Annotated in this window: 18 protein-coding genes; all 18 read right to left on the reverse strand. The window is 54.2% G+C overall.

From position 1 onward, the window contains the following. Positions 1-59: 59 nt before the first annotated feature. Positions 60-5,288, reverse strand: a complete 5,229-nt coding sequence (locus tag GGE09_RS17425; RefSeq protein ID WP_309747449.1) for a right-handed parallel beta-helix repeat-containing protein — start codon at positions 5,286-5,288, stop codon at positions 60-62. Positions 5,289-5,298: 10 nt separating this feature from the next. Then, positions 5,299-5,778: a hypothetical protein gene (locus GGE09_RS17430; RefSeq protein ID WP_309747450.1), complete on the reverse strand. Its 480-nt coding sequence runs from the start codon at positions 5,776-5,778 to the stop codon at positions 5,299-5,301. Then, positions 5,775-8,261 carry a hypothetical protein gene (locus GGE09_RS17435; protein ID WP_309747451.1) on the reverse strand — a complete coding sequence of 829 codons (2,487 nt, stop codon included), beginning with the start codon at positions 8,259-8,261 and terminating at the stop codon, positions 5,775-5,777. Before GGE09_RS17435 ends, GGE09_RS17430 begins: the two co-directional genes overlap by 4 nt. Further along, the gene (locus GGE09_RS17440; RefSeq protein WP_309747452.1) at positions 8,254-11,082 is read right to left on the reverse strand and encodes a hypothetical protein; all 2,829 of its coding nucleotides are present in this window, start codon (positions 11,080-11,082) and stop codon (positions 8,254-8,256) included. The genes GGE09_RS17435 and GGE09_RS17440 overlap by 8 nt, the downstream gene beginning before the upstream one ends. Then, on the reverse strand, positions 11,079-13,166 hold the full coding sequence (locus GGE09_RS17445; RefSeq protein WP_309747453.1) for a hypothetical protein: 2,088 nt from the start codon (positions 13,164-13,166) through the stop codon (positions 11,079-11,081). Before GGE09_RS17445 ends, GGE09_RS17440 begins: the two co-directional genes overlap by 4 nt. Beyond that, positions 13,166-13,726: a hypothetical protein gene (locus tag GGE09_RS17450; RefSeq protein ID WP_309747454.1), complete on the reverse strand. Its 561-nt coding sequence runs from the start codon at positions 13,724-13,726 to the stop codon at positions 13,166-13,168. The genes GGE09_RS17445 and GGE09_RS17450 overlap by 1 nt, the downstream gene beginning before the upstream one ends. Beyond that, entirely contained in the window at positions 13,726-15,960 is a 2,235-nt protein-coding gene (locus GGE09_RS17455; RefSeq protein ID WP_309747455.1) for a hypothetical protein, read from the reverse strand. Before GGE09_RS17455 ends, GGE09_RS17450 begins: the two co-directional genes overlap by 1 nt. Continuing rightward, complete coding sequence (locus GGE09_RS17460) at positions 15,936-16,532, reverse strand: hypothetical protein (RefSeq protein WP_309747456.1); 597 nt, start codon at positions 16,530-16,532, stop codon at positions 15,936-15,938. The genes GGE09_RS17455 and GGE09_RS17460 overlap by 25 nt, the downstream gene beginning before the upstream one ends. 68 nt (positions 16,533-16,600) lie before the next feature. Then, complete coding sequence (locus GGE09_RS17465; RefSeq protein WP_309747457.1) at positions 16,601-17,056, reverse strand: hypothetical protein; 456 nt, start codon at positions 17,054-17,056, stop codon at positions 16,601-16,603. A gap of 62 nt (positions 17,057-17,118) precedes the next feature. Beyond that, the gene (locus GGE09_RS17470) at positions 17,119-18,030 is read right to left on the reverse strand and encodes a phage capsid protein (protein WP_309747458.1); all 912 of its coding nucleotides are present in this window, start codon (positions 18,028-18,030) and stop codon (positions 17,119-17,121) included. A gap of 254 nt (positions 18,031-18,284) precedes the next feature. Beyond that, positions 18,285-19,304: a hypothetical protein gene (locus GGE09_RS17475; RefSeq protein WP_309747459.1), complete on the reverse strand. Its 1,020-nt coding sequence runs from the start codon at positions 19,302-19,304 to the stop codon at positions 18,285-18,287. Next, a complete protein-coding gene (locus GGE09_RS17480; protein WP_309747460.1) occupies positions 19,301-19,609 on the reverse strand; it encodes a hypothetical protein in 309 nt (102 codons plus the stop codon). The genes GGE09_RS17475 and GGE09_RS17480 overlap by 4 nt, the downstream gene beginning before the upstream one ends. Continuing rightward, complete coding sequence (locus GGE09_RS17485) at positions 19,606-21,285, reverse strand: portal protein (protein ID WP_309747461.1); 1,680 nt, start codon at positions 21,283-21,285, stop codon at positions 19,606-19,608. Before GGE09_RS17485 ends, GGE09_RS17480 begins: the two co-directional genes overlap by 4 nt. Positions 21,286-21,287: 2 nt before the next feature. Then, the gene (locus GGE09_RS17490) at positions 21,288-21,485 is read right to left on the reverse strand and encodes a hypothetical protein (RefSeq protein WP_309747462.1); all 198 of its coding nucleotides are present in this window, start codon (positions 21,483-21,485) and stop codon (positions 21,288-21,290) included. 2 nt (positions 21,486-21,487) lie between these two features. Beyond that, complete coding sequence (locus GGE09_RS17495) at positions 21,488-22,033, reverse strand: hypothetical protein (RefSeq protein WP_309747463.1); 546 nt, start codon at positions 22,031-22,033, stop codon at positions 21,488-21,490. 4 nt (positions 22,034-22,037) lie between these two features. Then, positions 22,038-22,286 (reverse strand): hypothetical protein, encoded by a 249-nt coding sequence (locus GGE09_RS17500; protein ID WP_309747464.1) that lies wholly within the window; start codon positions 22,284-22,286, stop codon positions 22,038-22,040. Then, on the reverse strand, positions 22,283-24,058 hold the full coding sequence (locus tag GGE09_RS17505; RefSeq protein ID WP_309747465.1) for a hypothetical protein: 1,776 nt from the start codon (positions 24,056-24,058) through the stop codon (positions 22,283-22,285). The genes GGE09_RS17500 and GGE09_RS17505 overlap by 4 nt, the downstream gene beginning before the upstream one ends. Positions 24,059-24,290: 232 nt before the next feature. After that, positions 24,291-24,986 (reverse strand): hypothetical protein, encoded by a 696-nt coding sequence (locus GGE09_RS17510; RefSeq protein ID WP_309747466.1) that lies wholly within the window; start codon positions 24,984-24,986, stop codon positions 24,291-24,293. Positions 24,987-25,252: the final 266 nt, after the last annotated feature.

Raw genomic sequence — 25,252 nt, forward strand, 5'->3', positions numbered from 1 at the left:
CCTGATGGGGATAGAGATCTGCCGCGCGAACGCAGCGAAGTTTCAGAAGTGTTGGGGGGTTAGGTTTTTCGGGAAACCTCGACCCAGTAAGAACCAGTGTACACGAGCGTAAGTGTGTTTTTGTTTGCCGCCACAAAATTAACCGAGCCATTAAGTTCCAACTGACCTGTCGTGTGCGTGACAGTGCAAGCGGCTGTAAACATGATCGTAATCATACGTCGGTCAAACCTACGTATTAGGTTGGCGATAGAAGAGACGGAACTATTCACCGTGAAAAATTCACCGTAAGCGGGCAATTGTAGTGACCCACCTACGTCAGTGATGCCTGTGTAGGTATCATCCACGCTGTTGCCAGAATAAACCTTGTTGGTGCCAGAATGATCGTCCTTGATAGATGCGTCTGTATGCCCTGAAAACTGGTTCCCCGTAATAGCGACACGATCCACCGATGCTGAATTAACATATACCCCTCGTGTTTGTGTGGTCGAAGTTCCGCCAGGCAAATCACCCCCAATAGTGTTCCCAGAGATACACACATCAGTAACAGACCCAGCCAAGGCGATCCCTGACAATAGGCCAGAGGCACCATTCCCAGAGATAAACATACCTGATACGTTAAAGGTTTGCCCGCCTGCGAAGTACATACCAGCCGACCCAGCCTTCAATGCACAACCTCCTGTAAAGTTTACATTCTTTATGTTACAACCGCTTTCGACATAAACTCCATATGTGGAAGGAGTTAGGAACTGCGAATTGCTAAAGTTGAACGTACCGAAACCTTTTGTTGTGGTGCCTTTAATCCGCAAGCCATAAGTGCAACCTGTGTCAAACCAGAAGTTACTAAACATCAATCCAGTAACTTGAGTTCCCCCTGTGGAAAGCGCTGTAATTACCGGCTCGATATGAACAGCGGATTTATCGCAAGAAAGGGCGTGACCATTACTAATCCAAAGGCCATCAATGCAGTTAATTACAAAACCATTTTCAATGTAGAAGTTCCCAGTAGCAGACCGCACATTTACGTTGGTGATGAAAATGTCGGCAGGGGTAATCTGTTGAGCAGATGGACCTTCTGAGAACTTCCATAAGTAAGAACCCGTTTTTACACTACCCCACAGGCGATCAGAAAATATGTGAATGTTGGAGTAGTAGTGGTCAATGCCGCCCTCAACCAAGATACCGCCAAAGTGATCCTCGATATTGATATTGTCAAAGTAGCAATGAATGACTCTAGTCAATCGAATAGCTGCCCCGCTGTTACTGTCCGCGAAGTTACGGATAGCAATGTTGCGCATTCCAACAGACCCTAAGCTGTTTGTGGTAGGATCATCGGCAGTGAAATGGATAATATCGCCAATATCACCGTTACAAGAAATGAGTGTTGGCCTAGCGCCTTGCCCTACCAGCGTTACAAAGTTGTCATTAATAGGGACGGTTTTGCTTACATGGTACTGGCACCCAAAGAAGTTGACATTCTGCGCGCCCTGCGCTGGCGAACCAGTTGAACCAGCATAAGATGCCGCTGCGATAATAGCATCCGCCATATCCGTCGTGCCGAACGTGGTATTATCCGCCCAATGATCAGCAAAAACATCACCATCAGGCGACCACTGTGCACCGCCACCAGTATTAAGCGAAGGATATAACGTCAGTACGTCTCGCTTATGCCACAGGATATCACCAGTGGGAGTTTTGACCCCGATACGGTTTACCTTCGCCCCAATTACCGCATCTTCAGCGGCTTCGCGGGTATCGAAGATAGGCGCAAGATCGGTCTCTGGCAAAGCATCATAGCCCAGAACGTTGAAATAGCTGTCGTCACCCGTGCTAAGAATGCCCGCACGAAAGCAGGCGCTAAAATAACGGGCATCGTCAGCAAACACGGCGTCACCAGCCACACCGCCAAGCGGATTAACAAAGGTCTTAGAGATAACCTGCCGACCTGTATCGCCAACAACCGTCACAAATTTTGGATTGGGTACGTTCAGAAGGCCGACATGGTTTCCATCCCCATCCCACTGATGAACGCAGACCGTGAAATCAGACTCGTTGGAAGCGCCATCCACAGCTGCCTCCATAGAGATACGAACCCCGCCTTGCGGAACTGGCTGCACAAGCCGATCACTTAGAACAATCGCATCCCCTGCCGCAGCTTTGTAGCATGTACCAAGAACGGCGTGGCTGTTCTCGGTCGTTACAGGCACATCGCCCAAGTTTTCAGGCGGGCGGCGGAATAGTTCGCGGTTCTGTACAAAGGCTTCTTTAACCGCCCAGTTAAGTCCATAGTTTGGGTTAAACCGATCCGGATCGCTGTAATCGTCTGGGGCTTCCTCACTCGCAAGAGCAGCACGGCCATAGCGATACCCAAGCTGCACCAGCGCCTCGCCGGTGAAGTGCGCAGGCGTTGAGTTGGTTACATTCAGCCCCCGTGTCGGGATAATCCCCACGTCGAATTTGTTCGTCTTGTCAGGGTTGTTAGCCAACCGCCGCAGTGCCTTTTGTTGGCGTGTCCCTTTGTAGGTATCAGCCGCGCTTCCGTGCGCCAACTCGCCCACAAGAACTTTGGTACTTTCGTAGGAGGCAAAACCTTCGGTCACAAGACGATCAAGAACCACCTGCACTTTGTACGCATACAGATCCGCGCTATCATCCGAGTTGGCGTTCCCGTGGCAGAACATGATCAGGTCTAGGAAATCTGGGGTGCCTGGAACGTCTGCACGAGCAGCAGTCAGCGCGTTTATCATAAATGGGTAGAGATCTTGGAATGACCCGCCCAAAGTCCATCCATTGGCCGCCAAATCGTCGTCGTGCATCCATGCCTCAATCGGCGTTGACCCCTGCGCGACCTGCACCAAATACGTTTCACCCCCGCGCGTTTCCTGAATGTGCTTCATCGTGTGAAGCGAGAAATAGTTCACCGGATCGCCCGTGCCGATTTCCGTGCTGTTGTAAGGCGCGGTTCCGATTTCAGCAGGCAGGAATTGCGTGCCGGCCACCATTGGATTGCCGCTGCTGTCCTGATCCCACGCATAGCAATGGCGGTTCGCCTCCATGTTCCCACCGGACGCATACTGGTTGCCATCACCATTTGATTGAGCGATGAGCGCGGCAAAGTAAGGTTTTACACTCGTGGCTTTGCCTGCGGGCCCGAAGTCAGCAACATCAGTTTCGTTGACCTTCAGTTTGACCAGATCCTCGCTTGTATCAAATTGCAACTCGCCACGAACTTCGTCGCCATCATCCGCCGCATTACGTGTGACCGCGCGAAAACGAACATCGTTATCCCGCGGAACAGCAACCGAAATGCCGGCATCGCTGCCGTTCTGGATAATCAGATCATCAGCATCATCATCAACGGCGACAACTCCGCTGGTTCCTGATCCAACAACAAAGCCATTGGCGCTATTCCCGAGCAGTGCAGGAAGCACGTTGCCCGTATAGACCGACCCCATGGACGCCCGAAGTTTCAGATGATCGCCAGTGGAGCCAATGAGCGTGAACGCATCCAGCTCATCCCCCGCCACATTCCGCGAGGTTGCATCATCCGCAAAGCGAATAGCTGAATTATCGCCAAGGCTGTAATATAGAACGGATGCGCGAGAATTGTCTGTGTTTAGATTGGTGTGCGCCGATCCCATGCGAAAGCCATCGCCATGGGTTTCATCCATCAAGTTATCGTTCAGAGCCTCCCATGCGGCCCCGTCTTTGGCCCATGAGAAATCGTCCGTATCGGTCCACTTAATTGCTTTTTTTACGGTGCCTTCAACATAGGGCTGAACACCATAGACCGCCAGGCGGGGAACTGCATTGTCCTCGTAAGCGTGATTGTTCCACCAATAGTCGATTGTGCCTTCTGGCGACACTGGTGTTCCATCAATATAAGCCGCGCCTGGCGCTGACAAACTCGACGTTGGTTTTGCGCCTAGCTTTGGATTTCTAAACACCACGCCATCGGCTTCTGTTTCCATATGGCAGTTGTCAAAGTAACAATCTTCAAATGTGCTATCTGAAAATTTGTTGTTCGCACTTTCCAATGTTTTGGCAACCGCATGGACCCCACTGTGATACGTCCGGACGGGGAAGTTATAGGCTGATGTGTCAAAGCCAAAATACTCGTCCAGCATTTCAGCATCTGCTGCGTTCCGCTCACTCCATGAGTAGCTGCGCATCCCGTTGAAAGAGTGGATCTGCACAAACCGGTGATTTGTCCCAGAAAGGACAATGTTCGCATAGGACCAACGGAATTTGGTTCCAATGACGGTGATATCACTGTCAGCTGTGTATAGCCCGATCGCACCATAGGCATCCTTGTCGAAATACTCCGCGTCCGACTGATCCCATTGGCCAACCCAGCCATCGCGGATATGAACGTCACCCAGAGCCGCCCAGATACCAACAGAACCTTCCAGCGCGCCGTGGGTATACCCAATGCGGCGAATGTCAGGGCGATAGACCACGGCACGACCACGGGCGAAAATCCCACCACACAGGCCGTTACAGTTCAAATCAGGGTAAAGGAAAGTCACGTAGCCACAGCCGACCTTCATTTTGAAAATGTAACTGTCCAGCTTGACGGTGAAGTCCGAGCCAGGCGCTTTCAGCTGGATAACGTCTGTGCCTGTCGTGCTCCACGAACCGGCGATTGCAATGATCTGGGGATTTTTAATCAGACTGTAGCTGTTTTCAGCCTCGAGCAGGATCTCTCCACTGACTGCGTAAACGCTGCCAGAAAAATCATAAATGATCCGCTGCTCGGCAGGGTTTTTTCCTTCGGGTGACCAGTAAGCAATTACGGCGATCGTTGCACCATAGGCCAACATCGCCTTGATTGGAACGAGGTCATCAGCAATCCCGTTACCTCGTGCAGCAAATTGCTTTGGGTTAAGGACGGTTGAGATCGCCGGACTGAAACCATCCAAATCTACAATGTGCGCGCCACCATCGTAGGTATACCAAAAACCTTCAGCGTGAACATATTCATTGGTGGTAAATGGAAATTCGCGCGCAACCGCCTGCACGAACCGCGATCGAGCAGTATACTTTGCTCCGGCTTCGTACAGCTTCACGCCACTGCTCGTGGTTAAGTGGTGATCGACTGCTAAAGGCCCAGCTTCCTGAAACAACATATCACCAGCTGACCACAGTGTTCCAAGGCCTTGCGATGGGCGTTCACTTTCGACAAGTTCCGCTACGCTATCAACTCGGAACCCACCAATGCGATCCTTAATCTTTGCCGCAATAAATGAAGCAAGGCTGTCAATCTGATCTTTTGTATATCTTACGGACATTCAGGGTTCCTCAAAGCAAAGCCGCTTCAAACGCGGTGATGAAATCGTCGGTGTTGTCCGCATCAACATCCACAGCACCTGACAGGGGCACATAGGGGCGGGGTTGGCCGGCAGCGGCAGAGAGGCGTTGGCTTAAATCTTGGGTGGCTTGGGTAAGGCGGTCGAGTTGGGCTTCCAGTCCAGCTTCACGGGCGCCACTGACGCCCTCCCAGCCGTTCTCGATCGGGGTGGCGCGTTCAATGACCAGTTGCAGACCGTCATTTTCTGCAGCAAAAGCGCTGTCCAGATAGACGTCACCGCGTCCATTTTCATCCGGAGAAGCTTCCGGCGTGACTGTAAAATTCGCGATGTCGATCGCAGTTTCTGTTTCAGCCACGCTATCGGACAAGTACAAACGCAAGCTGTCCTGTTGAAATGGATGTTCAACCGGATAAGGACCAATTCCAGAGATGTAATAGATCGGGGTTGGAACAAAGGTTTCCTGTGTCATTGAGTACCTGCAATGTTTGATAGATCGGGTGCGCGGCTTGGCAGGATGTCACCGCTGTTCCACCAGCTGCTGTTGCCATAGTTGCGCTGTTGCCGGCCTTCTGCCTGTCGCCGGTATTGATCGACTTCGGGATCTAGAAGATCCTGCATCTGATCCCAAACGGCTCGATCCAGGGCCGTGCGGGCAAACCAGATGCTTGTACCTGGCGTATTGCGACGGAGTAGGTTGGTGATATCGCGGCCGAACATTGGGCTTTTGCCTTCAGATATTCGTGCAACGTTAGAAGAACCGATCCGGATTACATCACCGGCTGCACCTACAACTGGACCGCCAAGTGTTTCCGCCAGACCGCCGCCTGCGCGGCTGCTTTCTGCATACACAAGATCACCGAATATCCCGAAGCCGCCACCTTGAAACCCAGCGGCCGCCCAGAATTTTGGGTCCGTCATGTCACGCGGATCTCGGCCTTTGGCCAGTTCCTTCAGCTGAACGCCAACGGCACCCATTAAAGTAAGCCCGGCAATCAATTGGCCAAAATAGGCAGCACGGGACAATCCTGTCGGTTTGGACATTCCACGCCGGTATTGGTTCATTGTCAGCGACAGAGCATAGTTTTTGTACATCAGCGTGGATCGACTTAATTCGCCCTGGAATGTCCCCGGAGGGGCATCACCTTGAAGAATTGCCCGGGCTTCTAGGTTCACGCTCGGCACTGCAAATTCCATCTGTTCCTGGATGATGGATTGCAACCGGATCGAAAGGTTTTCAGCCTGATTGCGGGGCAGGGCGGTATGTTCCAGCCAATACAACGGGCTTAAGAACTTTGATCCGTTTGGGGCAGAGAACAGGGCATCGCTTTCGGCACGCAGCAAATCCCAGTCTTCAGGCGTAATCCCACGTGCTGACAATGCATTGCGCAAAGGTGCATCGATGTCGGCCAGTGGGCGATCCACATTCTGGGCCAAATGGGCGCTAAATTCCATTTGGAAGGCAACCCGGTTCATGTCGGTCCAGAACGAAAGCCCCTGGGCGCGCATCACAAAATCCGTCAGACGCTGAGTGATTTCGGGCGACCAGACTTCACCAAGAAATCGGTTTGCGCCACTGCTGGCGTTGGCCAGCGTATCTGCAACATATCCCATCGCAGCGGCGCTATCGCGGGTGGCATGACTGGCCATCAAGGATGCTGCCCGCGTGATCATATTTGCCGGCTTCATTCCAACATGCTGCGCAGCTGCGCGCATGGTGGCCATGTCACTTGCTGAAGACAACATGGCACTGCCCAACTGTGCCGATGTCAGAATACCCCGAACGCCTGCAAAGAAACCCGCCCAAGCCTGATTTGCGGGCGCGCTGGCGCTGCCTGTCAAATGGTTCAACATCACCCGCGCGGTTTTAGCTTTAGATCTAATCCTTGCTTCCATTTTGGCGTCAACGGCCGTCTTTGCCCGTTTGGTTGCGGCTTGGATCAAATGTTCCAGACCGGCAGTCGGACTTGGTCCCAGCACGCGCAGCATGGCAATGTCGCGGGCCATACCGTGGATTTGTCCCATGATCGCGGAAAAGGGATCACCGTCCCCGAAATCAGCATTGTAACCAAGCCAATCTTCTGCAGATTTGAAGTGCAGCACCCGCGCGTCTGCACGCGTGTTGTACAAAGCCTTGCCGCCTGTGGTCAGACTTGGCTCACGTTTGATCCAGCCTTCGGTAGTGATGTTCTGATAGATCAGTTGCAAAAATTCGTCAGCGCGCCCCGGATTGGGGGATCCTCCAGCTGAAGCAAAGGGCTTGCCTGTTTTGTGATCAGTGATCCGGGCCCAATCAAGGCGGTCGTGGATCGCTTTGCTCCAAACTGAATATTTTGCCTTTACCAGTTTGTTGCGATTGTGGCTTTGCATTACGCCGTAGTTGTCCAACGTGCCAATATCTCCGCCATAGGCATTGAACAAGGCACGGGCGCGATCGCGGGTTTTTGTAATGGCTTCTGCAAATTCCTTTGCGACACCGTCGCCAGAGGCATCACCAAACAGCTCGCGCACAATGTCCTTCATCAGTGCAGGCTTGCGCTGTTTTCCTAAAAGATTGCGGCTGGTTGCAGACAGGAACTTGCCAAGCATCCCGTTGAACTGGCGCTCTAACCCATCTTGCACAAATCGCACACTTTCAGCGGTGCTCTTGCTGCCTTCAACCGTGTTTAAAACATGCACCAAAAGCTCGGCAGGATCGTCAGCCGCATCGACCATAGCTTGATTGCGGCGCATTGTTTGCAGCTGGTGAATAACCGCATGTCGGCGGGATCGCGCTGATCGAGTGGTTGCTTCTTTCAGATCTTTGGCCGCCATTGTTGCGGCCGTGGTTGGATCATAACTGCGTTGGTAATTTTCCACCAATTGGGAAAATTCCTCTTGCGCAAGTTTGCCCCGCGCGGGGTCCAGCATGCGATCGTCAATTGCTTCTTGGATACATCGGAACATGTCAGCCATTTCCGCCGCCTTTCGGGTTACACAAATTCAGAACTTGGGCCAGCTCGCCGTCCGCCTCGATGTCGTCCAAAAGGCTGGATGCACGCACGACCTGATCCCCAACAGGCACATCGAAATCACCAGCTGCAGCAATGTCCGCGCGTAAAGTTTCGATGCCTTGGTCTGCGGCAAGCTGCACTGCGTCGGCTTCAGCTCCCGCCGCAAAGCCATCTGGGGCAATGCCCTCGACGTCTATGCCTTCGAATTGGGGCGCGTCACTGATTGGGACTGTAGATGTTTGCCCGATTTGGTCAGGCTTTTGTCCTTCAGGCGCTTGCCGTGATGTTCCATCACTTTGCCCAGAATTGCGGCGGCTGTTGGGGTCGATTTGCGTTGCATTTAGAACCTCTTGGGGGCTGACGTTTAAGGCGTCACCAAATAGCGACGGATCTGTTTTGCCGACCTGACGGGCTTCTGCCGCGTAATCGCGCAGAATGGTGCTCACATCATCTTTTGATCGGGCGCGGTTCCCCGCATAGAACACGTCAATCAGGCCGGCCGTCACGGGATCCACAGGCCCGTCAATCAGATCTCCGTTTTCAACCAACTCGCGGAGGACTGTCGAAACAGGCGCGCCTTCGCGGGCTGCGGTTGCGCGGGCTTCTGCAATTGTGGCCACAGCGTCCATCAGGTTGTCTGTCACGTCCAATTCGGGCCGTACCAAGCCAGAGGCCACATCGCTGCGCAATTGCGCCCAGGCTGGCGCTGCGTCCGCCAGTGCCTCGGTTATGCCCCGCAGATCAGCGCCGCCCTCTTCGGTAAACTTGGCCAACAACTGGGCGTTATCAAAAGCACGTGCAAAAACGGCATCACGCACGCGACCGATGCCTTCAGCATTAAGTCGGCCATCCGCCGTGATCAGGCCCGCGCGTTCCGCCTGCGGTATGGTTGCCAAAACACCTTGGGTGAAACGTTGGTTCTCGGCGCTGTTCAAATCGAAACCTGGCTTGAACCCTGCTAGAACATCGTCATTCAACCCACGGGCATCGGCTGAAGCACGTTCAGTTGATGACATGCGTGCGATCGTGGATTGATTTGCTTCATTCACAAAATCCCTCCGGGCCGTACCATCCAAATCTGATGTCCGACGCGCCACCAATACTGGTGTAGAAACACCGTCAGGCACGTCAAAATCCTGCCGCAAACGATCTACATAAGCCTGGTACCTGTCAGGATGAAACTCGGCCGCCCGCTCTATGGCGGCAACGCGGCCGTTGCCGCTCTCGATCACATTATCCGGCCCTACAATCGGCGTGCCTCTGTCAGCTTCCGGTGACGGCATCAGGCGTTCAGGGTCCAGGCTGGCTGCAATTTGTGAAATCTGTTCGTCGCTGGCCGCGCGCGTCCGATCGCGTGGCTGCAAATCACCGCTCGCCCGTTGCAACAGGCTGGCATCCACCACTTCATATTGGACGGAAATGCGGCGGCCGGTGCCGGTGCTGACTTCATCTCCTCTGGTATATCCTCGACGCGTTGGACCCGTGTTGATCGGACGGCTGGACGCATCAAAAATGCCTTGATCCCACGCATCTAGGATCTGTTTGTCATTGCGGTTTTGGAACCCCTGCCATTCATTGCGCAAGGCTCCGGGGGATCTGCCACGCCCGCGTGCCAAATGTAGGGCCATACGATCCTGCAGGGCAGGGCTGAAAAACTCGTTGCCAGTCAGGTTCAGCTGCTTAATCAAACCACGCAACGTCTTACGAACGATCTGGTAGCGACCAAGGGCAGAACTGTTGAATGGGTTTTCAGGATGCGCCAGCATGCGCCCCTGTAACGCCATGACGTCGTTCAAAGTCATATTGACCAGATCGACGTCTCCGTTGGTGAATTTGCCATAAGCCAGTGTTTCATTGTAGCCTCGGGCGCCGCGCGTTTCCGAAGTGCCTTCAGCATCTGCAATGAAATCCAGAAATCTGCGGTCCTGTGGACCACCTGTTGGCAAGGCAACCTGTTTTGGAAGCTGTGGGGTGTCTCTACCGTTGATGCGGTCCGTTGCGTCCTCAATGCCAGCTTCCCGATCTACGACGTCCGCATGGGCAACATCTGTGGCTTTGCGTGCGTCATTCTTCGCACGACGATAGGACAGGTATCTGCCACTTGCAGGCACAGCAGCGCCTATTACACCGGACCCCAATGCGCCCATCGCCAATTGTACAGCAATGCTGGGCCGCTGCAGGTCCAATTCGTCTGCGACGCGAAACTGTTTTGGCAAAGTCAGTGCTTCACCAGCTGCGCCCAATGCAGCCTCACGCAAAAAAATGCTACGGATCGGCGCGGATGCTGGGCCACCAAATGGCAATAATGCTACGGCAACTTCATCTGTGCCGGCACGGGCCAAACGGGCAGAAAACTCCGCAACTGAACTGCCACGGCCGCCCATTCCAAGCGTTTCCATCGCATCATCGTACTCCGCCTTTAGGCGTTGTGTAATTGTCGCTTCGATCGCATCCGGCGTTTGGGGATAACGACCCCATTTTTCAGGATCTTGCTTTGCCAGCTTTCGCAAAGCGTAGAGTGTTGATTGTGTTGCAACGCTGCTATTCTGATTTGCTGGATCGAATTTGAACCCTTGCATTTGTTTGGCCCAATCGCCGCCCATTTCTTCGCGGATATCGGAAAAATACGTTTCTTGTTCCCTGCGGCGCCGGCCCCAAGCATCTGTTTCAATTGTTTCTGCGCGCCATCCGGCGCCGAAAACTTCTGGCAAACTGGCATCATCTCGCGGGGCGGGGTTTTCGGGTGCCTTTGGCTTGACCGTTTTGGGAAGGAAAAAGGTCATTGGCCCACAGCCTTCAAAAAGGCTGGCAGATTTAGTAAAAACCGATCCCCGGTCACACTGTCAGTGACATCTCGCGGGCCGCGCCAGGTGCTCACATAAAGCTCATAAACGCCATCACCCACGGCCCGAAATTGTAGGTCATTCAGCTTTTGCAGCGAAAGGTCGCCCCCAGCATATTCTGGCTGGCCACCAGAAACACTGGCAGATTGCCAATTCACGGCGCCAGTAGGTTCAACTTTTTCAATGCTGACCACCCTGCCACTGCCATCTGTCTTTGCATGTGACCCAGACATTGCTATGCGCTGAGCGCCCAATGCCCGTTGGACTTGCTCAACAGAAACCCCCAAAGGCAGGACCGTTAGGCGATCATTGTATTCCTGAACGCCCCCAGTCTGTTCTCCTGTACTGTTGACACTGCCCCCCAAAGCCTCGTTCAAAGAAGCTCGGTAGGTGTCCAGCGCCTCGTCACTTGTTGGATCCACAGCAACAGCCCGTGACGCATATAAAGCATCTGTTACTCGGGTGATTTGATTGGCCATCTTTGGCTGGCCTTCAAACAAATCAGCCAGCTGGCCATGCAAGATGGTCATCTTTTCGTCGTTCTTTGGCAGTTCGACCGTCTTACCGACAATGGCCTGTTGTCCGCGCAAAATACGGGTGGCGATGTCCTGGTTGCCGCCTGCAGCCAACAAGCCGCCAGCGTGTTCAAAAACCACATCAGCCTTGATTTGTTTCAGGGCTTCTGGTGCATCTTCGCCAAATGCTGCAACAATAGCGCCAGCTAGGGCGATACGGTCCTCGGGGGGGGCCGATGGATCAGCAGCGGCCAGCAGCTTGTCACGCTCTAAATCGGTGAAATATTCCGGTGTTTCCACATAGTGGGCATCATACAAAGCCGAAACGTCCCGATGCCTAGCAGCCAATCCAGCAGCCATGGCTTGTGGATCACCGTCTTTGGGATCTGGTAAATCCGCAATTTGTGCGCCCAAGAAATCACGGGCCGCATTGATCGGATCTTCCTTCCAGCGCGTGGCTATTTTTTCGCTGGATGCTTCCAGTGCGATCAGCCGCTTGGTTTCATAGGCTGACGAAACTTTCTTCTTGCGTTCACTGGCAATCACCGCCGCCCGGTCGCGTGCCGGTAACTTTGTGAAATCCGGCATATAGTTGCGAGTTTCAATTGCCAAAACCGCATCGGAAAAATCAGGATGCGCGCGCACATTGGGATCCTGCAAAAACTCGGCTTCATCTTCGTAAATTCGGCCCTCTTGTGCGGCTGTGGTGATGCCTTTCAATTCTTCTTTGATAACGGCATTCAGAACACGGGCCTGCCGATCCGCCTCTACACTGTCCGCTTTTGCATCCGCTGCAATTTTTGCGCGGGCTTGTGCATCCCAGACCTGCAGAACCTCCGGGTCAATTTCGCCATACAACCCTTCGGACCTGGACGACAGGTAGGCCTCTGGGTCTTTCAGCAATTGGCCGCGAACATAGGCGCGTTCGCCATTCTCGCGATTTGCCAACCCCCGGCGCACGGCTTCTTCGGCAGAAATGACATTCCGTTCTGCCATATCTGCCAGCTGATCGTCGTATGTGTTATAAATCGCTTCGCGTTCTTCAGGCGTTCGCGCGACAGCAGCATCCGTTACAGCCTGATCTTCAGCCCGCAACAGAACCCCCTTATCGCGATCCTGACGCAAGTCGATCGACCGTTGCCCCAATGCCAACCCGTGGCGATCGCTGACCGATTGAAAAAAATGGTCGATCTTTTTTTTGTTCCGCGACACTGCCATTTGGGAATACTTGTCATGTATTTCCGCCGCGCCGCTTTGCCAGCCAGTGTCAATTTCTGTGGGGTCGCTGCTGTTGTCATACTGCTGACGCAGCCCGGCCAAATCTCGCTGCATGTCCAAACGCAGCTGATCCAACTGTGCATTGGCATGATCATCTTCTACCTTGCGCCCGATCTGCGTAAGGACTTGACCAAACTGTGCAACGGCTCCACCTGTTTGGTCAGCTTCAACGCGAATATCTGGTGCGCGACGTCTGATTTGGCCTGCCTGTGGTATGGTGATATCAGCCATCAGGTTGTCATCCCGTCAACTTCTTCACCATAAAGGTTTTGCCACCGATCTGCTGAAGCACTCAAAACGCTAGATGCGGCAGAAAAGCCGCCGCCCAGCAATGCAGTGCGCCCGCGCGCTCTGGATGCTTTGCCTGCGGCACTTAATTCAGCGGCCCGAACGGTGCCTTGTTCAACAATGGATTGTGTCCCAAAACTCAATTCTCTGGCGGCATCTTCCCCAAGTGCGATTGCTGTTGGGCTGGCCAATCCGATGCCGCGCGCACCAAATTCCAGCCGTTGTTTGGCAATTTCCGCTTTCATACGACGGCGGAACTGTTCACTTTCATCAGCCTTGATAGCCTGTTCTGTGGCCGCCTGTTGCGCATAGGCTTCAGACTGTGCCTTTCCTGCCTTGTAACTGGAAATGCCCTGGTACAATGCACCACCCACAGACGCGATCGTACCGATGGTGGAAATGGTCGAACCAAGTCCTGCAAGGCCTGTTGCGCCGGCAGCGGCGGTTGCGCCGGCACCGCCTGCAAATAATGTTGAAAGTGCAGCTGTTACCGGTTCACACATCAGCCCGTTGCCGCCTCTATGAAAGGAATTTGGTTCTGAACCGTGGCCGGGGCACCCCGAACCGGACGATATTCGCGTTGGATTTCGTGGCCCCACCCTGACGGTTGACCAACCTTGACGACACCCGTGTAACCAGTGTTCAGATCAGCCGGCACAACCTGTTCTGTGATGGATTTCCAACTGCTGGCTTTGTCCTCTTTGCCGAAACTGCGGGCCAGAACGCGTGTTTCCAAGCCAGCGGTTTGGTGCAGTCGCGCCCCGAAGGCTTTGGATTGTTGATTGCGCCCGATCGGAGAACCGTCACGGGCTTGAGCAGCATCAGGCAATGTTCGGAGAAGATGCGTATCATCAAATTTCCCGATATGCGCACGGGTTACGGCTTCGCTTAAAGTGACAATTCCACTGGCGGGAACTTGCTGCGCGGGGAATGGACCCTTGTCCGTCCAGATATCCACCGTTTTTCCGATAAGGTGGCTCATGTCAAAACTGCTTTCGCCAGTTCCTTCAGAGACAAACGTTTTGGCACAATAGAAATGTTCAGCTTCAGAAATGCTCGGCAGACCTGGTCGCGCGCCGAAAATCTCTGCCACCTCTTCAATGAAACGCCGGGTTTTCCCTTGGACAGTCCGCTTCACAATAAGCGTGACCACATCTTTGGAGCCGTCTTCCGTGGCCGTTACGCAGATGTCCTCGACAAACCCACCAGCCAGCGGGATTGTCGAAGATCCCAAAACCTTTTCTTCGCGATTATATAGGAAAATCGCCAGATCACCGTTGCCGCGACGCACCCAGATCAATCGGTGTGGGGCGGTCTGCACGGTCAAACCAAGGAAACCAGGTTCACCCAAATGCTCAGCGGGCAAAGACAGTTCGTTAGGAACCACGCCTTCCTGTTCATAAGAATAAATGAGCTCGACAAGACGTTGCCCACCGCGTGCAACAAATATTGGGCGGCCATCCAAAACAACAGGTGGAACTTCTTCCACGCCAAAAGAGGATGTGGGGTCATAGTCAAGGTTCAGTTGCCCCAACGCTTCCCCGCGGTTCAATGATTGGGCGAGATACGTTTCACCAAAGGCACCGATATGGATGCCCTTTCGACCTCGGGCCAGCCATAAAATCTGGTTGGAACTCTCGTTTTCATCCAGATCATAGGAAAAGGCATCATCTGCCAACGTACCTGGCTTAAAGTTTTGAAATCGGCTGAATTTCGAAAACCATTGGCGATTGGGGTGTTGGTCAGTATTCGCCAAAACGAGACGTCGGCCAGCGTTTAAAACAGATTTGGGATATCCGCTTTGATTGGAAAACGCAGATTGTGCCCAAACGAATGTCGCGCTCTCAACTACGTCCGGCGGCAGATGTTGCGTGACTTTAGCAGTGGCCTCACGGGCGTCGTTAACGGCTGTGATGCGAACAATACCAGACGTCCCACAGATATACTTCCAGACAATGCCATCGCCTACCTGATCCTCGCCACGGGAATGTATAGGTGGGTTAACACCGGAAGTGCTTCCCTCGACCAGCTCGTACACCTGATCGTCATAACGCATCCGATCGCCGACAGAGATGCCTTGATTGCCCACCCAGCGCTGAACAGAGGCTTGCGTTTCAGCCTCAAGGTAAAAAAGGCTGTCGATCTGGCTGGTGTCAAATACATCGCCACCGGTTGCTGTCAGTGTGACTGTGCCGGTTTCGGCGCTGGCTTGCACCTTGATCGTTTCATCGTCGTTGATGTCGTCAAATGGTCCAAAGTTGAATTTTAAATCGTTGATGCTCCAGTCATCCAAAGCAAATCGCGAAAGTTCCTGAACCGGCTTCTTACCATCTGCCAGATACAACCGATCACGGCTTTGGGTCCAACGAAGGCGGGTTAACGCAGCAGAATGGTAGGGGTGATCCAGCTCGAAGACGTCACCATTTTTTTCAACGAGCGCGCCGTATCGCCAAACCCGCATTTTCAACGGCGTGAACTCAAGCCAAAGAGTGTCATTCTTTTCAAAGCGAAAAGGGATCATTCGACATTTCTTGTCGGCCCGCGTTTGACCTCGCATCAAAGTACCAGGTGCCCTGGTCATCGCCCCCTGCAACAAAGGCATCCAGCCCCGCGCCAATGCGACACCGGTTTGGTATCGTTGATAATCTGGCCGGCCATGGATTTGTGGCGTTGCTTCGCCACTAGAAAATGAAAGCTGTGCTGGTGTTGTTCTCATCGGGTGGCCCACCCCACCCAATCGCCCTCATCCATCAAGCCGTCGTGACGTTGGGGGGATGCACCGCGCGCATCTGCACGCATAGCCACTTTTACAGCGGCTTCAAATTCAGTCTGAAGGCGCGCCGCACGGTTTGCACTGGTTGTAAACTGCGGGGCAAGATCTGCCGCAAGACGGTAGGAAATCGCAGTGCGTAACAAGGGTGGGATTTCGGTTTCGGCGGTCAAATCCACGGTATACCGAATAGTCAGACCCCCAGATTGGTCTGCGCGTAAATACTTGCGGTCCAGCCTGAATTTCACATCATCGGGTATTACAGCTTGAAGGCGCAAAAAATCAGACGGGACATTGTAGGCATATGGCAGGTCTGTATCTGCCAGTTCTGTTGGGCCCAATGCGACCACGGGCAATTTTTTCAGCTCGGACGCTGCGGTCCAATCGTGCATTTGCAAAACAGATTGGCGGGATGTCGGGTATTGGCCTGCGGCCGCTTGCGCTTCATCGCTTTCATCGCCCAACGAACTGATCGGGGATTGTTCCATCAGTCGGAACGCTTGCGCAACGATCGAATTGTTTGCAATTGTTTCGGCCAAGGGACACCTTCAGGAACTTTTGTGGCGGATCATTGGCGGGCTGATATCAGCCCGCCACGAGTGTTGGATTATCGGTAGAGCCAGACGATCCGGAACGGCATCGATCCGGCGCCAGCAGCATCTGCAATCCCATGTGCATACAAGGTGATATTGCCGCCTGGATCGGCAGCAAGACCCAAAACTTCCCAAAGCTCTTTGTCGTGATTGGCATCCCCGAAAGCGACAGGGGATTGGGACGTGGCGGCACTGGTTGTCGCTGATACAAGCGCGTCAACGTCATCCAGCGTACCAATGCGCGTCGCAGCAAAGCCCCAGTTTTCAACGTCGAAAATCGTGCGATCATCCAGAATTGCATCTGATGGAATGGACGCGATTTTGTATTTTGATGTGTCCAGATCACCGGCAAGATTGGTGATTGTACCCGTCGCGGTGTAACTCCGTGCTGCAGTACGTGTTGCGTCCGGAACAGCGCCGCCAGCGGCTTCATCCCGGAACAGGGTAGAAATGTTGCTTACAATGGCCATAAAAAGCCCTCCGTGGTTTTAGGTTCCTTCAGAGGCCGTCCGGGTGACAGACGGCCACCGGATTAGCTTTCTTGACACTCACAAACATGCACGCCCAGATCCTCGACGCGCACACAGTCCATGACTGCGTCTGCGTGGGCATATGGGGTGTTGGCCGCGTGGGTGTCGTTCCACATGTTGGTTTTGATGTCCTGCCAAACGCCCAGAACGATCATATCCTTCAACCAGACAGGGCACTGCCGGATCCCGCCAGCAATTGGCAGACGGTTCATTTCAACAAAGTTGAACCCCATCAAACGTGTGACTTTGCCTTCCACAATGTGGGGCTGTTCCAGCATGTTCAGGTTGGCACTGGCAGTCTCCACGATGCCCAGCAAATCGTCGTGCTGGTTCGTGGTGATTGCCATTGTGGGAGCAACACGGGACAAATCATTTTCGGACAAGCCAAGGCGCTTACGTGCTGCGCGCAATTTGCTGATTGTCAGGCCGGCACTGCCGTGAACAGTGCGATACTGGCTGGGCAATTCGACAGTCGCACCTGGGCGTTTGCCTTCTGTGGCGGATCCTAGAATGCCACCAAAGTCCACTGCACCATCATCATCCAGGCCAAGAATGGTATCGTCGATACCTTTGCCAATGGCCAAATTGTGCCGGCGGATCAATTGGCTGGTTGGATCATCGATCTGGCGGAACTTGTCCACCTTGTCCAGATATTGACCAGTTTCGATCGGGTCGCGGTAAACCAACCAACGACGTTCTCTGTCGGGAACGTTTTCAATATTAGACCGGCGACGGCCAGAACGCCGAATATAGGTGATGTCGCCAATCAAATCGGCGGCAACAGCCCCTTCGCCAGAACAGGGTTGTTCGGTCACAAATGGCCGCAGTTTTGAGCCTTCATAGGCTGTCGCTAGTTTGAAGTTCTCGCCAAACTGCAATTTGTGGTGGTCTTCCACCTTGGTATCGAGAGACATGCTTGTCCTCCTGAAAAAATAACAACGATGTGTGATGATTTCGGGAGGGGTATGCAGGATCGCGATGCCTGGCCCAGCCTGTCCCTTACGGGGACTAATCGGGGGTCTTATTCGCCGCCTGCCAACCGGGCCACGTCCAATTAACGTGGGTAAGCCGGAATTATGAAATTACTTTGACTCCAAGTTCTATTCCAAAGTCAAGCACATTTTGTGGGGGCAGAGTGATTGCCCCCACAATGGGGTAGAAGCTACCGTTAGCCGGCAATGATTTTTATCAGCCGATCCCGCTGTGGTTTCAGGCGCGCCATTTCGGCCTTGTCGCCAGCAGCAAGAGCTTTGCCGTATGGACCATCTTTGCCCTGCATCGTTTCAAGTTGCTGGCGCGCAGCTTCAGGCGTCAGGCCCAGATCTCGTGATCCGTTCCCAAGGCCAGGCATGCTATCGTCCGCCATCATTTCCCCCAGCTTGGCAAAAATCCGGATGGTGGACGCATCGCCAATTTTTGGTTTCAATGCTTGGCTCATCAGCGCGATTTCATCATTCCCAAGACCAGCTTCACGGGCAATCATATCCATTGCCTGGGATGCCAGAGCCATATTTTGTTTGCTTGCATCGCCCCACTTCGCGGTGAGTTCGTCCATCATTGTGGCGTTGGTTTCAGCGTATTCCTGTTCTGCCGTTTTAAAATCCTCCACCGAAAATTTTGAATACAGCTCAACTGCTTTGCCAAAGTCTTCTTGTGACCAACCCTGATCATGGGCCATTTTCCGTGCCGCCTCTTCCATCGGTGCGTTCCATTGCATGCCTTCGGGAAGGTCAGGCTTTTCAAGCGCGTATTTATCTGGCGCTTCGGGCACACCGAAAATCTCTGCGTTGGCCTTGCGGTAATCTGCCAACGCCTGATCTGCAGCAGGCTTGTCCAGATAGTTTTCTTCGCCGTTCCGCATAACTTTAGACTGGTTGCGATGTGCCTCAATGGTCTTTTGCAACGCATCAAGTGGATCATCCATTTGATCCAGCCCGCGTTTGTTCAGATAGGCACGCTGATCTTCGTTAAAACGGTCGCCTTCAAACCACTTTGGCTTTGGCTCTCCAGCTGGGGGCTCTCCGGCTGGCGGGGTGTCGCCTTCGCCTGCAGGTGGGTCGCCAGCTGGCGGGGTCTGGCCTTCGCCTGCTGGTGGGTCTCCTGCAGGTGGGGCTGACGGGGGAGGGGTGCCGCCGTCGTTTGGCGCCCAAAGTGGCATAGTCCAGAACGAAAGGAAAAAGGGTTTCATGTTTCATACTCCGTGATTTGGGATAGTTCGTAAGGGGTGATTTTCATCAGCGCCAAAAGTTGCAGCGCTAGGTCGCGCCGGCCTTGGTCATAGGCCAGACGCACGGGGTCAATTGGCGTGGGTTTGGGTACGCCGTTTTCATATTCGGTGGGCTGAATTGCCAAAATCCCACCGATCCGGATCAGGTCTTCAGCCAATGCCGGATTTTTGGCAGCAACGCCTGACCAGCGGGCGGCCACGGCACCGGCCATACGACGATCGGTGATTGTGGACCGTAGCAGAGTGAACCGGTCGAAAATATTCATTGGGTGCCACCTTCGGGTCCGCCCGATTGCTGTAATGCCCCAGATGCTTGTGCAACGTCTTTCAAAACACCGCCGCCGGCCTGCGCCATTTCCATCATCTGGGCTTGTTGCTGTTGTTGTGCTCGTTGAGCGGCCGCTGCATCCGCGACTTCACGGTCGATCAAAAGACTGGATTTACCGCCTCGGGCCTCGACCAGTGTTTCCACATATGCGTCCACATCAATGCGATCGGCAGCGCGCTGCGCTTTTGCCTGATCCAACTGTGCCAATGGCCCAAGATCGTTTATGATACGCACAGCCGCAACACCTTCAGCGGCTTTCTGCGCCATCGCAGCAGCGGACGTATATTGCACATCAAGACCAACGTTATCGCCGCCTTCAGGCGGAGGTGGGATCTGTCCGGCCTTCCACATCATGGCAAAACGACGGGCGATTTTAGGGGCAAGGTATTCCTCTTGGATCCGGCCCAGATGGGGGGCTTGCAGCCGCAAACGCTGTTCTTGCATTTCCAGCGCCTCGATCGGGCCAATGCCGGTTCGCCCCACAAGGTTTGTCAGGGACCAGTGAAACGCCTCGCGGATGGCTTCAAGTTCTCCGGCCTGCATTTCCAGTGACAGGCCAGTGCCGCCGAAATTGTCCAAGCCTTGCAACATTTTCCGGCCTTGAAAGTCCAGCCCGCCATAGATCGTATGACCCGGGCGTGCTAAACCGTTCAAAGCCCAGGCATCCTTGTCAGGGGCCAAAAGTGTTGGATCTGCAGCCTTCTGACCGGCCCGCAAATTGGCGGCCTTCATTTGGTGATGCACACGTGCGCTTGGCAATGCGATATAGCCTGGGCCGGTGCCGTAGGTACGACCAGTGTCCACTTCATAGCGCGCGGCGCTAAAGGGCATTTCATCATACCCCTTTCGCCGCACAACAGCTTTGCCGACTTCGCAAACATAGACACTGGACCAGCGTTTACCCCTGGGGCCAATACGGCCTTTTTGCCAGCTGCTGTTGCGTTTGACCTGCATATAAAACGGGAACTTTTCCAACCCGCCTTTGTCTGCTTTGTCCCGCATTTTCTCTGGCAGGTTGTCATAGCCGAACATGTCGGCCGCAGATGTGCCCGTGATGTCAAATTTGCGCAGAACCTCAATGACTTCGCCGTGGGCATCAATCACATAGCAGATCTCGGCCATAGACAGGGTGACGTCCAGAATGCGCTGCTTGCCAATCTGCATTTCTTCGTATTGTGCCGAATTTCCGAATACCGAAATGTCAGTGAACAACTGAATGCCCGAACTGTAAAAATTACTGACAGAGGGTCGGAAACTGCGCAGCACGATGTCTGAAGCCATGTCTTGCCAGCGTTTCATCGGGCCCCATTTGGCAAACTCCGGATCTGCTGATTTCAGATCAAACCATTTGTTTGTGGGGCTGATCAGAGTGCCGTAGAGACCAGCCGAAAAGTTGTTCGCGGCCATGATCGGGTCACTGGCTAATGCCTTGTGACGGGTCGCAAGGGTGGGGCTGGCCGTCAAAAATCCGGTCCGCTGCGGGCGTAACAGTTCGGCGAGATCATTCCAATCCTGTTCATCCTGCGTCCGCTCGGATTTCAATTCATCCCAGCGCTGGATAATCTTGCTGGCCAACGGGTTATTCTCGACCCCAAGGTCAAGTTCTAAATCCATCTTCACGCTGCCACCCCGCCCAGTTCGGTTGTCATGCTGCGCCCCGAAGGCAAGCCGATCGGGCTGGTCAGCACGTTTGCAGCGGCGCTAGCGCCACGACGGCGGCGGGTTTCACGGGATGCCTCCGCTCGGGCAGCACTGTTATCGCGCGCAGAAATAAGGGTAGGGGCAGCCACTTGTTGTTTACCAAGAACGCACATTTTTAGTCTCCTGTTTGGGTTGAAGTGGTTGGAATTTGCAGGCCGTATTGCTCAAATATTTCACCGTCACCGAAGCCGGGCATTTGTGTTTCAAGAGCAAAGCCGATGGTTTCCAGCAGGCGGCCGCCGCTCGGGTGCCCAGCCCAACTGCGTGCTTCCAGCCGGGTTAAGCCGCGCCTCCTGGCAACGGCCTCTATGTTTTTCCGGGCCAGTACGCAGGTTTCCGCCAGTGGACGGGCAAACAAGTGGTGGTGACGCGCGAGCAGGGCCACTTGGCCGACACCCGCGTATCCGGTATGGGATAAGCCCAGTACGGCAAAGGGTGTTTCACGGCCTGATTTTCGAGTGGTGATAACGTGGCTGATCAGGCGATAGGTATTGGCACCATGCCAATCCAGAAACATATCCAGCGCCGTTGCTTCAGGATCCCCACGGACGGCCCGACCTTCAGCCAGATCATTCAGATCCAGAAAGTCGAACACAGACCGCGCAAGCTGCGTCTGATACGGATAAACGGCAAGCCGTGGGGTCTGAAACAACGGAGCCATAGGATCAGGCCTGTTGCTGTGTCATGGCGCGGCGCGCCGCGTTGGACCAGTTATCCAATGCGGCTAATTCCCCACCGACGGCACGTGCTGTAATGCCAGCCATTGTGACTTCTGTGCGATCGGCCGACAATTTTTTCACCTTTAGGCCAGCGTCTTTTTTTAAGCCCTTCAGCGTTTGTTCAAGGTATCCGTGGCGGCCTGTATCAATGCGGGTAATGATCGCGGATAGGTCGTGTTCGGTTTTCTTGGTCATCGTGTTTCTCCGTATGGGTTAAGGACATCAAAGTTGGTTTGAAGGCCGCCATGTGATGCCAGCGGCGGTCCTCCGTTGTGCCCCAGTTGACCTGGGGCGCTATTCTGCTGGCGGGAACTGATTGGGCTGGTGCCGTCCGGTTTTGCTTTGGACAACAGCAGGTATTGCGCAGCATCCATCACGTTGGCTTCCACGTGGGACTTGTCGGGAACTTTGCGTTTTTCGCCATGTTTGCCGACTTCTTCAGCCCAAACATATCTGGCTTTGAAACCTCGGATCATGTGGACACAGCGGGGATGGATCAGCAAACCTGGTTCGCCGCCGTCCAGATATTCCAATGGCGCACGAATGGCTTCCAATCGGGGTTGGATGCGGTTGGTGCCGATCTTTTGAGGACGGACTTTGAAACCGGCTTCTTTGCCGACAAGGCGGTTCCACGTGGCATTCTCGTCAGCCCCAAGAGAACTACCTTGTTCCCCTGCCATATCGCCCCAAGCTGCCTCGACGGCCATACCAGGGAAAATCTCATCCAGTAGATCCCGCAGCTTTCGGGCAAAGGCCACAGCCATCATGCGTCGATCCGGAAACATCAGTTCTGCAAAAATACGCCAATGGAAACGCGGATGGAACTGGCCAATCACCGCCGCGCCCCGAAAGCCCTGATCCAGCCCGATCAACAGTGGCTGGTCGCGGTCTGGTTCCATATTGCGCACGTGAATAGCTTCGTTGAACTCCCGTTCGAAAACGGGTTCGCCTACCTTCATCACGGTGACTTTGTTGCGGATCAGGCGCTCTACCAGATCGCCGCGTCCAGCCAGCTTTTGCGCGGCAATGGCCGTTGGGTAATATCCGGCACCCAGATTTTGAAGGTTTTCGCACCCTGGTTCGCCGAAGCCAGGCTGGCGATGATAGTTGATCTGGATCGGATTGAAGTCCGCGCCCGTCTTTTCCGCCTCGATCGACAAGGAACGGTTCATTTCATTGACGATCCGCGCCCGTTCTGCAGGGTCCGCAAAGAACTGGTTGCACCAGTTGTCCTCTTCCGGGGCGTTGAAGTCTCCAATGATCTGGCCATAGTCGCGAAATTCAGGTGCGTATCCCTCAAAGGATGCCTTATCTGGCCAGCGGTTCATCCGCGTTACAGCGTTCACCAGCACGTCCTGTGGGTTTGTATCCATCTCATGCAGCCAGATGTCTGTCGCATGGTAACCGCGCAAACTGGCAACGATATCATCCCCAAAGGCCATGAACTCGGCAATGAATTCGATCGGTCCATAAGCGTCTTGGAAAATCATGGTGTATGTCACGGGACCACCACGGCCACCAACCCACTCGCCCATATCCTTTGGGTACACATGCAGAAAGTCGGGAATGGTCGTGGACCACAGCTGGCGATAGGTTTCACGGATCACCAACAACTTGTAGCGACGCCAATTGCCGGTAATGCCGTGAAACTTTTCTGTCCGCGTGCTGCGTGGCATATAGCACGCGCGTCGAATTCTGGACTTCAGCATGGTTGTGGTTTTGCCAGAACCGACCGGCCCTTGAAGCCCGACAATCGAACCATCATCCCAATAGGCGGCTTCTGCCACAGGACCAGGGAAATCAGAACTCTGAATTTCAGGCTTGTCAGTTGCAAAATCGCCCGTTAGCTTCGCAATTGCTGCCTGCGGATCCGCCCCCATGTTCCGGTAATCCGCTTCCCCCAACCCCACTTGGTCGTTGCTGGCAGCGCCATTTCCCCCAGCAACATCAGACGGCGATCTGCACACCCCCCGACCCCAGCTGAATATTCCAAACGTTCCGTTCATAGCTTCACCGCCAGTTTGGCCAAAATGTCGGATGGCCTCACAGAGAGGGGCGGGAGAGTTTGCGCGGGGTGGCCTCCCCCCCCATGCGCGCGCGCCTCGCCCTCTGCGGCTGGGGCAAGGTGGGGGTGGGTGGCAAACTGATTTTTAATCAGTAGGTTCGCCCAGAATTTCCCTATAGTTTTCAGTGCCTTAGTCATTTCGTCCGACTTTCGTTGTCCGAATGATCTTCGGATGAATTGCTAACTACTTGATTTTGTTGGGTTTCTTTGGGGAGCGGTGGCGGACCACCAACAGGCCGTGCGGATCCGTCAATCACACGCGGATCAGCGCGATCCTGCGCGGGCTGTGCGCCTGGCATAACCACCTGCGTAACGTTCACATTCTGGGTCACGTCCGGGCTGGCCTTTGCCCCGACATAGGGCAGAACGGCGCTGGCTGCGGTCATGGCCTGCGCGTAGAACAGCCGAAACGCATCGCCCTTGTCCTTGGCGCTTGGCACCCACGGCTGATCCTCGAACTTGGCCATCTCCTTTTTCGTGGCCTTTTTGGTCATCACCCGCACGGTGGATCCATCGGCCATCCAGTCCAGCAGCTGGTTCGCGCGCTTCATTGCCCAGATCACCACATCGTCGCGGCTGTTCAGCCCTGCGATCTCGGCCAGGCGCAGTTCCGGCATCGACATGCCCTGAGCAGCCAGAAAATCCCGCATCTGGCTGCTGCCCTTGTTTTTGGCACCTTCGGGCCGTCCGGGCTTTCGCACGCCGTCTGGCACCTGGACACCCTGCGCCTCGGGCAGAAACGACATCTGCTGACCGCCTGCCATCTGCTCATCCACCGCAGCAGCCATTTCGCGGGCCTCAATTTCGGCCAATGTTGGTTTATTGGTCAATTTAACCCCCATTTTTTATGTGTTTTCAATGGGTTGACTGGTTTTGATGCTATAGGTCGGTGCAAAACCTCTACACCTCTACATTTTGGCTTTTGCGGTGTAGAGGCTTTTGTGGAGGTTAAGTTGTTGTTTTCCCTGTCAAAATTACAGGTCTCTACACCTCTACAGAATTTATATGTTTTCTTACACGCGCGTGCCTGCATGCGCGCGTATACGCATGCGCGCGTACACGTATAACCTCGTTTTTTTTGTAGAGGTGTAGAGGT

The organism is Roseobacter sp. N2S (assembly GCF_031454055.1).
Classification (GTDB): Bacteria; Pseudomonadota; Alphaproteobacteria; order Rhodobacterales; family Rhodobacteraceae; genus Amylibacter.

Bases quoted from the DNA above. Each gene is read 5' to 3' on its own strand.
- GGE09_RS17425 (WP_309747449.1), bottom strand. From the start codon at position 5,288: ATGTCCGTAAGATATACAAAAGATCAGATTGACAGCCTTGCTTCATTT.
- GGE09_RS17430 (WP_309747450.1), bottom strand. From the start codon at position 5,778: ATGACACAGGAAACCTTTGTTCCAACCCCGATCTATTACATCTCTGGA.
- GGE09_RS17435 (WP_309747451.1), bottom strand. From the start codon at position 8,261: ATGGCTGACATGTTCCGATGTATCCAAGAAGCAATTGACGATCGCATG.
- GGE09_RS17440 (WP_309747452.1), bottom strand. From the start codon at position 11,082: ATGACCTTTTTCCTTCCCAAAACGGTCAAGCCAAAGGCACCCGAAAAC.
- GGE09_RS17445 (WP_309747453.1), bottom strand. From the start codon at position 13,166: ATGGCTGATATCACCATACCACAGGCAGGCCAAATCAGACGTCGCGCA.
- GGE09_RS17450 (WP_309747454.1), bottom strand. From the start codon at position 13,726: ATGTGTGAACCGGTAACAGCTGCACTTTCAACATTATTTGCAGGCGGT.
- GGE09_RS17465 (WP_309747457.1), bottom strand. From the start codon at position 17,056: ATGGCCATTGTAAGCAACATTTCTACCCTGTTCCGGGATGAAGCCGCT.
- GGE09_RS17470 (WP_309747458.1), bottom strand. From the start codon at position 18,030: ATGTCTCTCGATACCAAGGTGGAAGACCACCACAAATTGCAGTTTGGC.
- GGE09_RS17475 (WP_309747459.1), bottom strand. From the start codon at position 19,304: ATGAAACCCTTTTTCCTTTCGTTCTGGACTATGCCACTTTGGGCGCCA.
- GGE09_RS17480 (WP_309747460.1), bottom strand. From the start codon at position 19,609: ATGAATATTTTCGACCGGTTCACTCTGCTACGGTCCACAATCACCGAT.
- GGE09_RS17485 (WP_309747461.1), bottom strand. From the start codon at position 21,285: ATGGATTTAGAACTTGACCTTGGGGTCGAGAATAACCCGTTGGCCAGC.
- GGE09_RS17490 (WP_309747462.1), bottom strand. From the start codon at position 21,485: ATGTGCGTTCTTGGTAAACAACAAGTGGCTGCCCCTACCCTTATTTCT.
- GGE09_RS17495 (WP_309747463.1), bottom strand. From the start codon at position 22,033: ATGGCTCCGTTGTTTCAGACCCCACGGCTTGCCGTTTATCCGTATCAG.
- GGE09_RS17500 (WP_309747464.1), bottom strand. From the start codon at position 22,286: ATGACCAAGAAAACCGAACACGACCTATCCGCGATCATTACCCGCATT.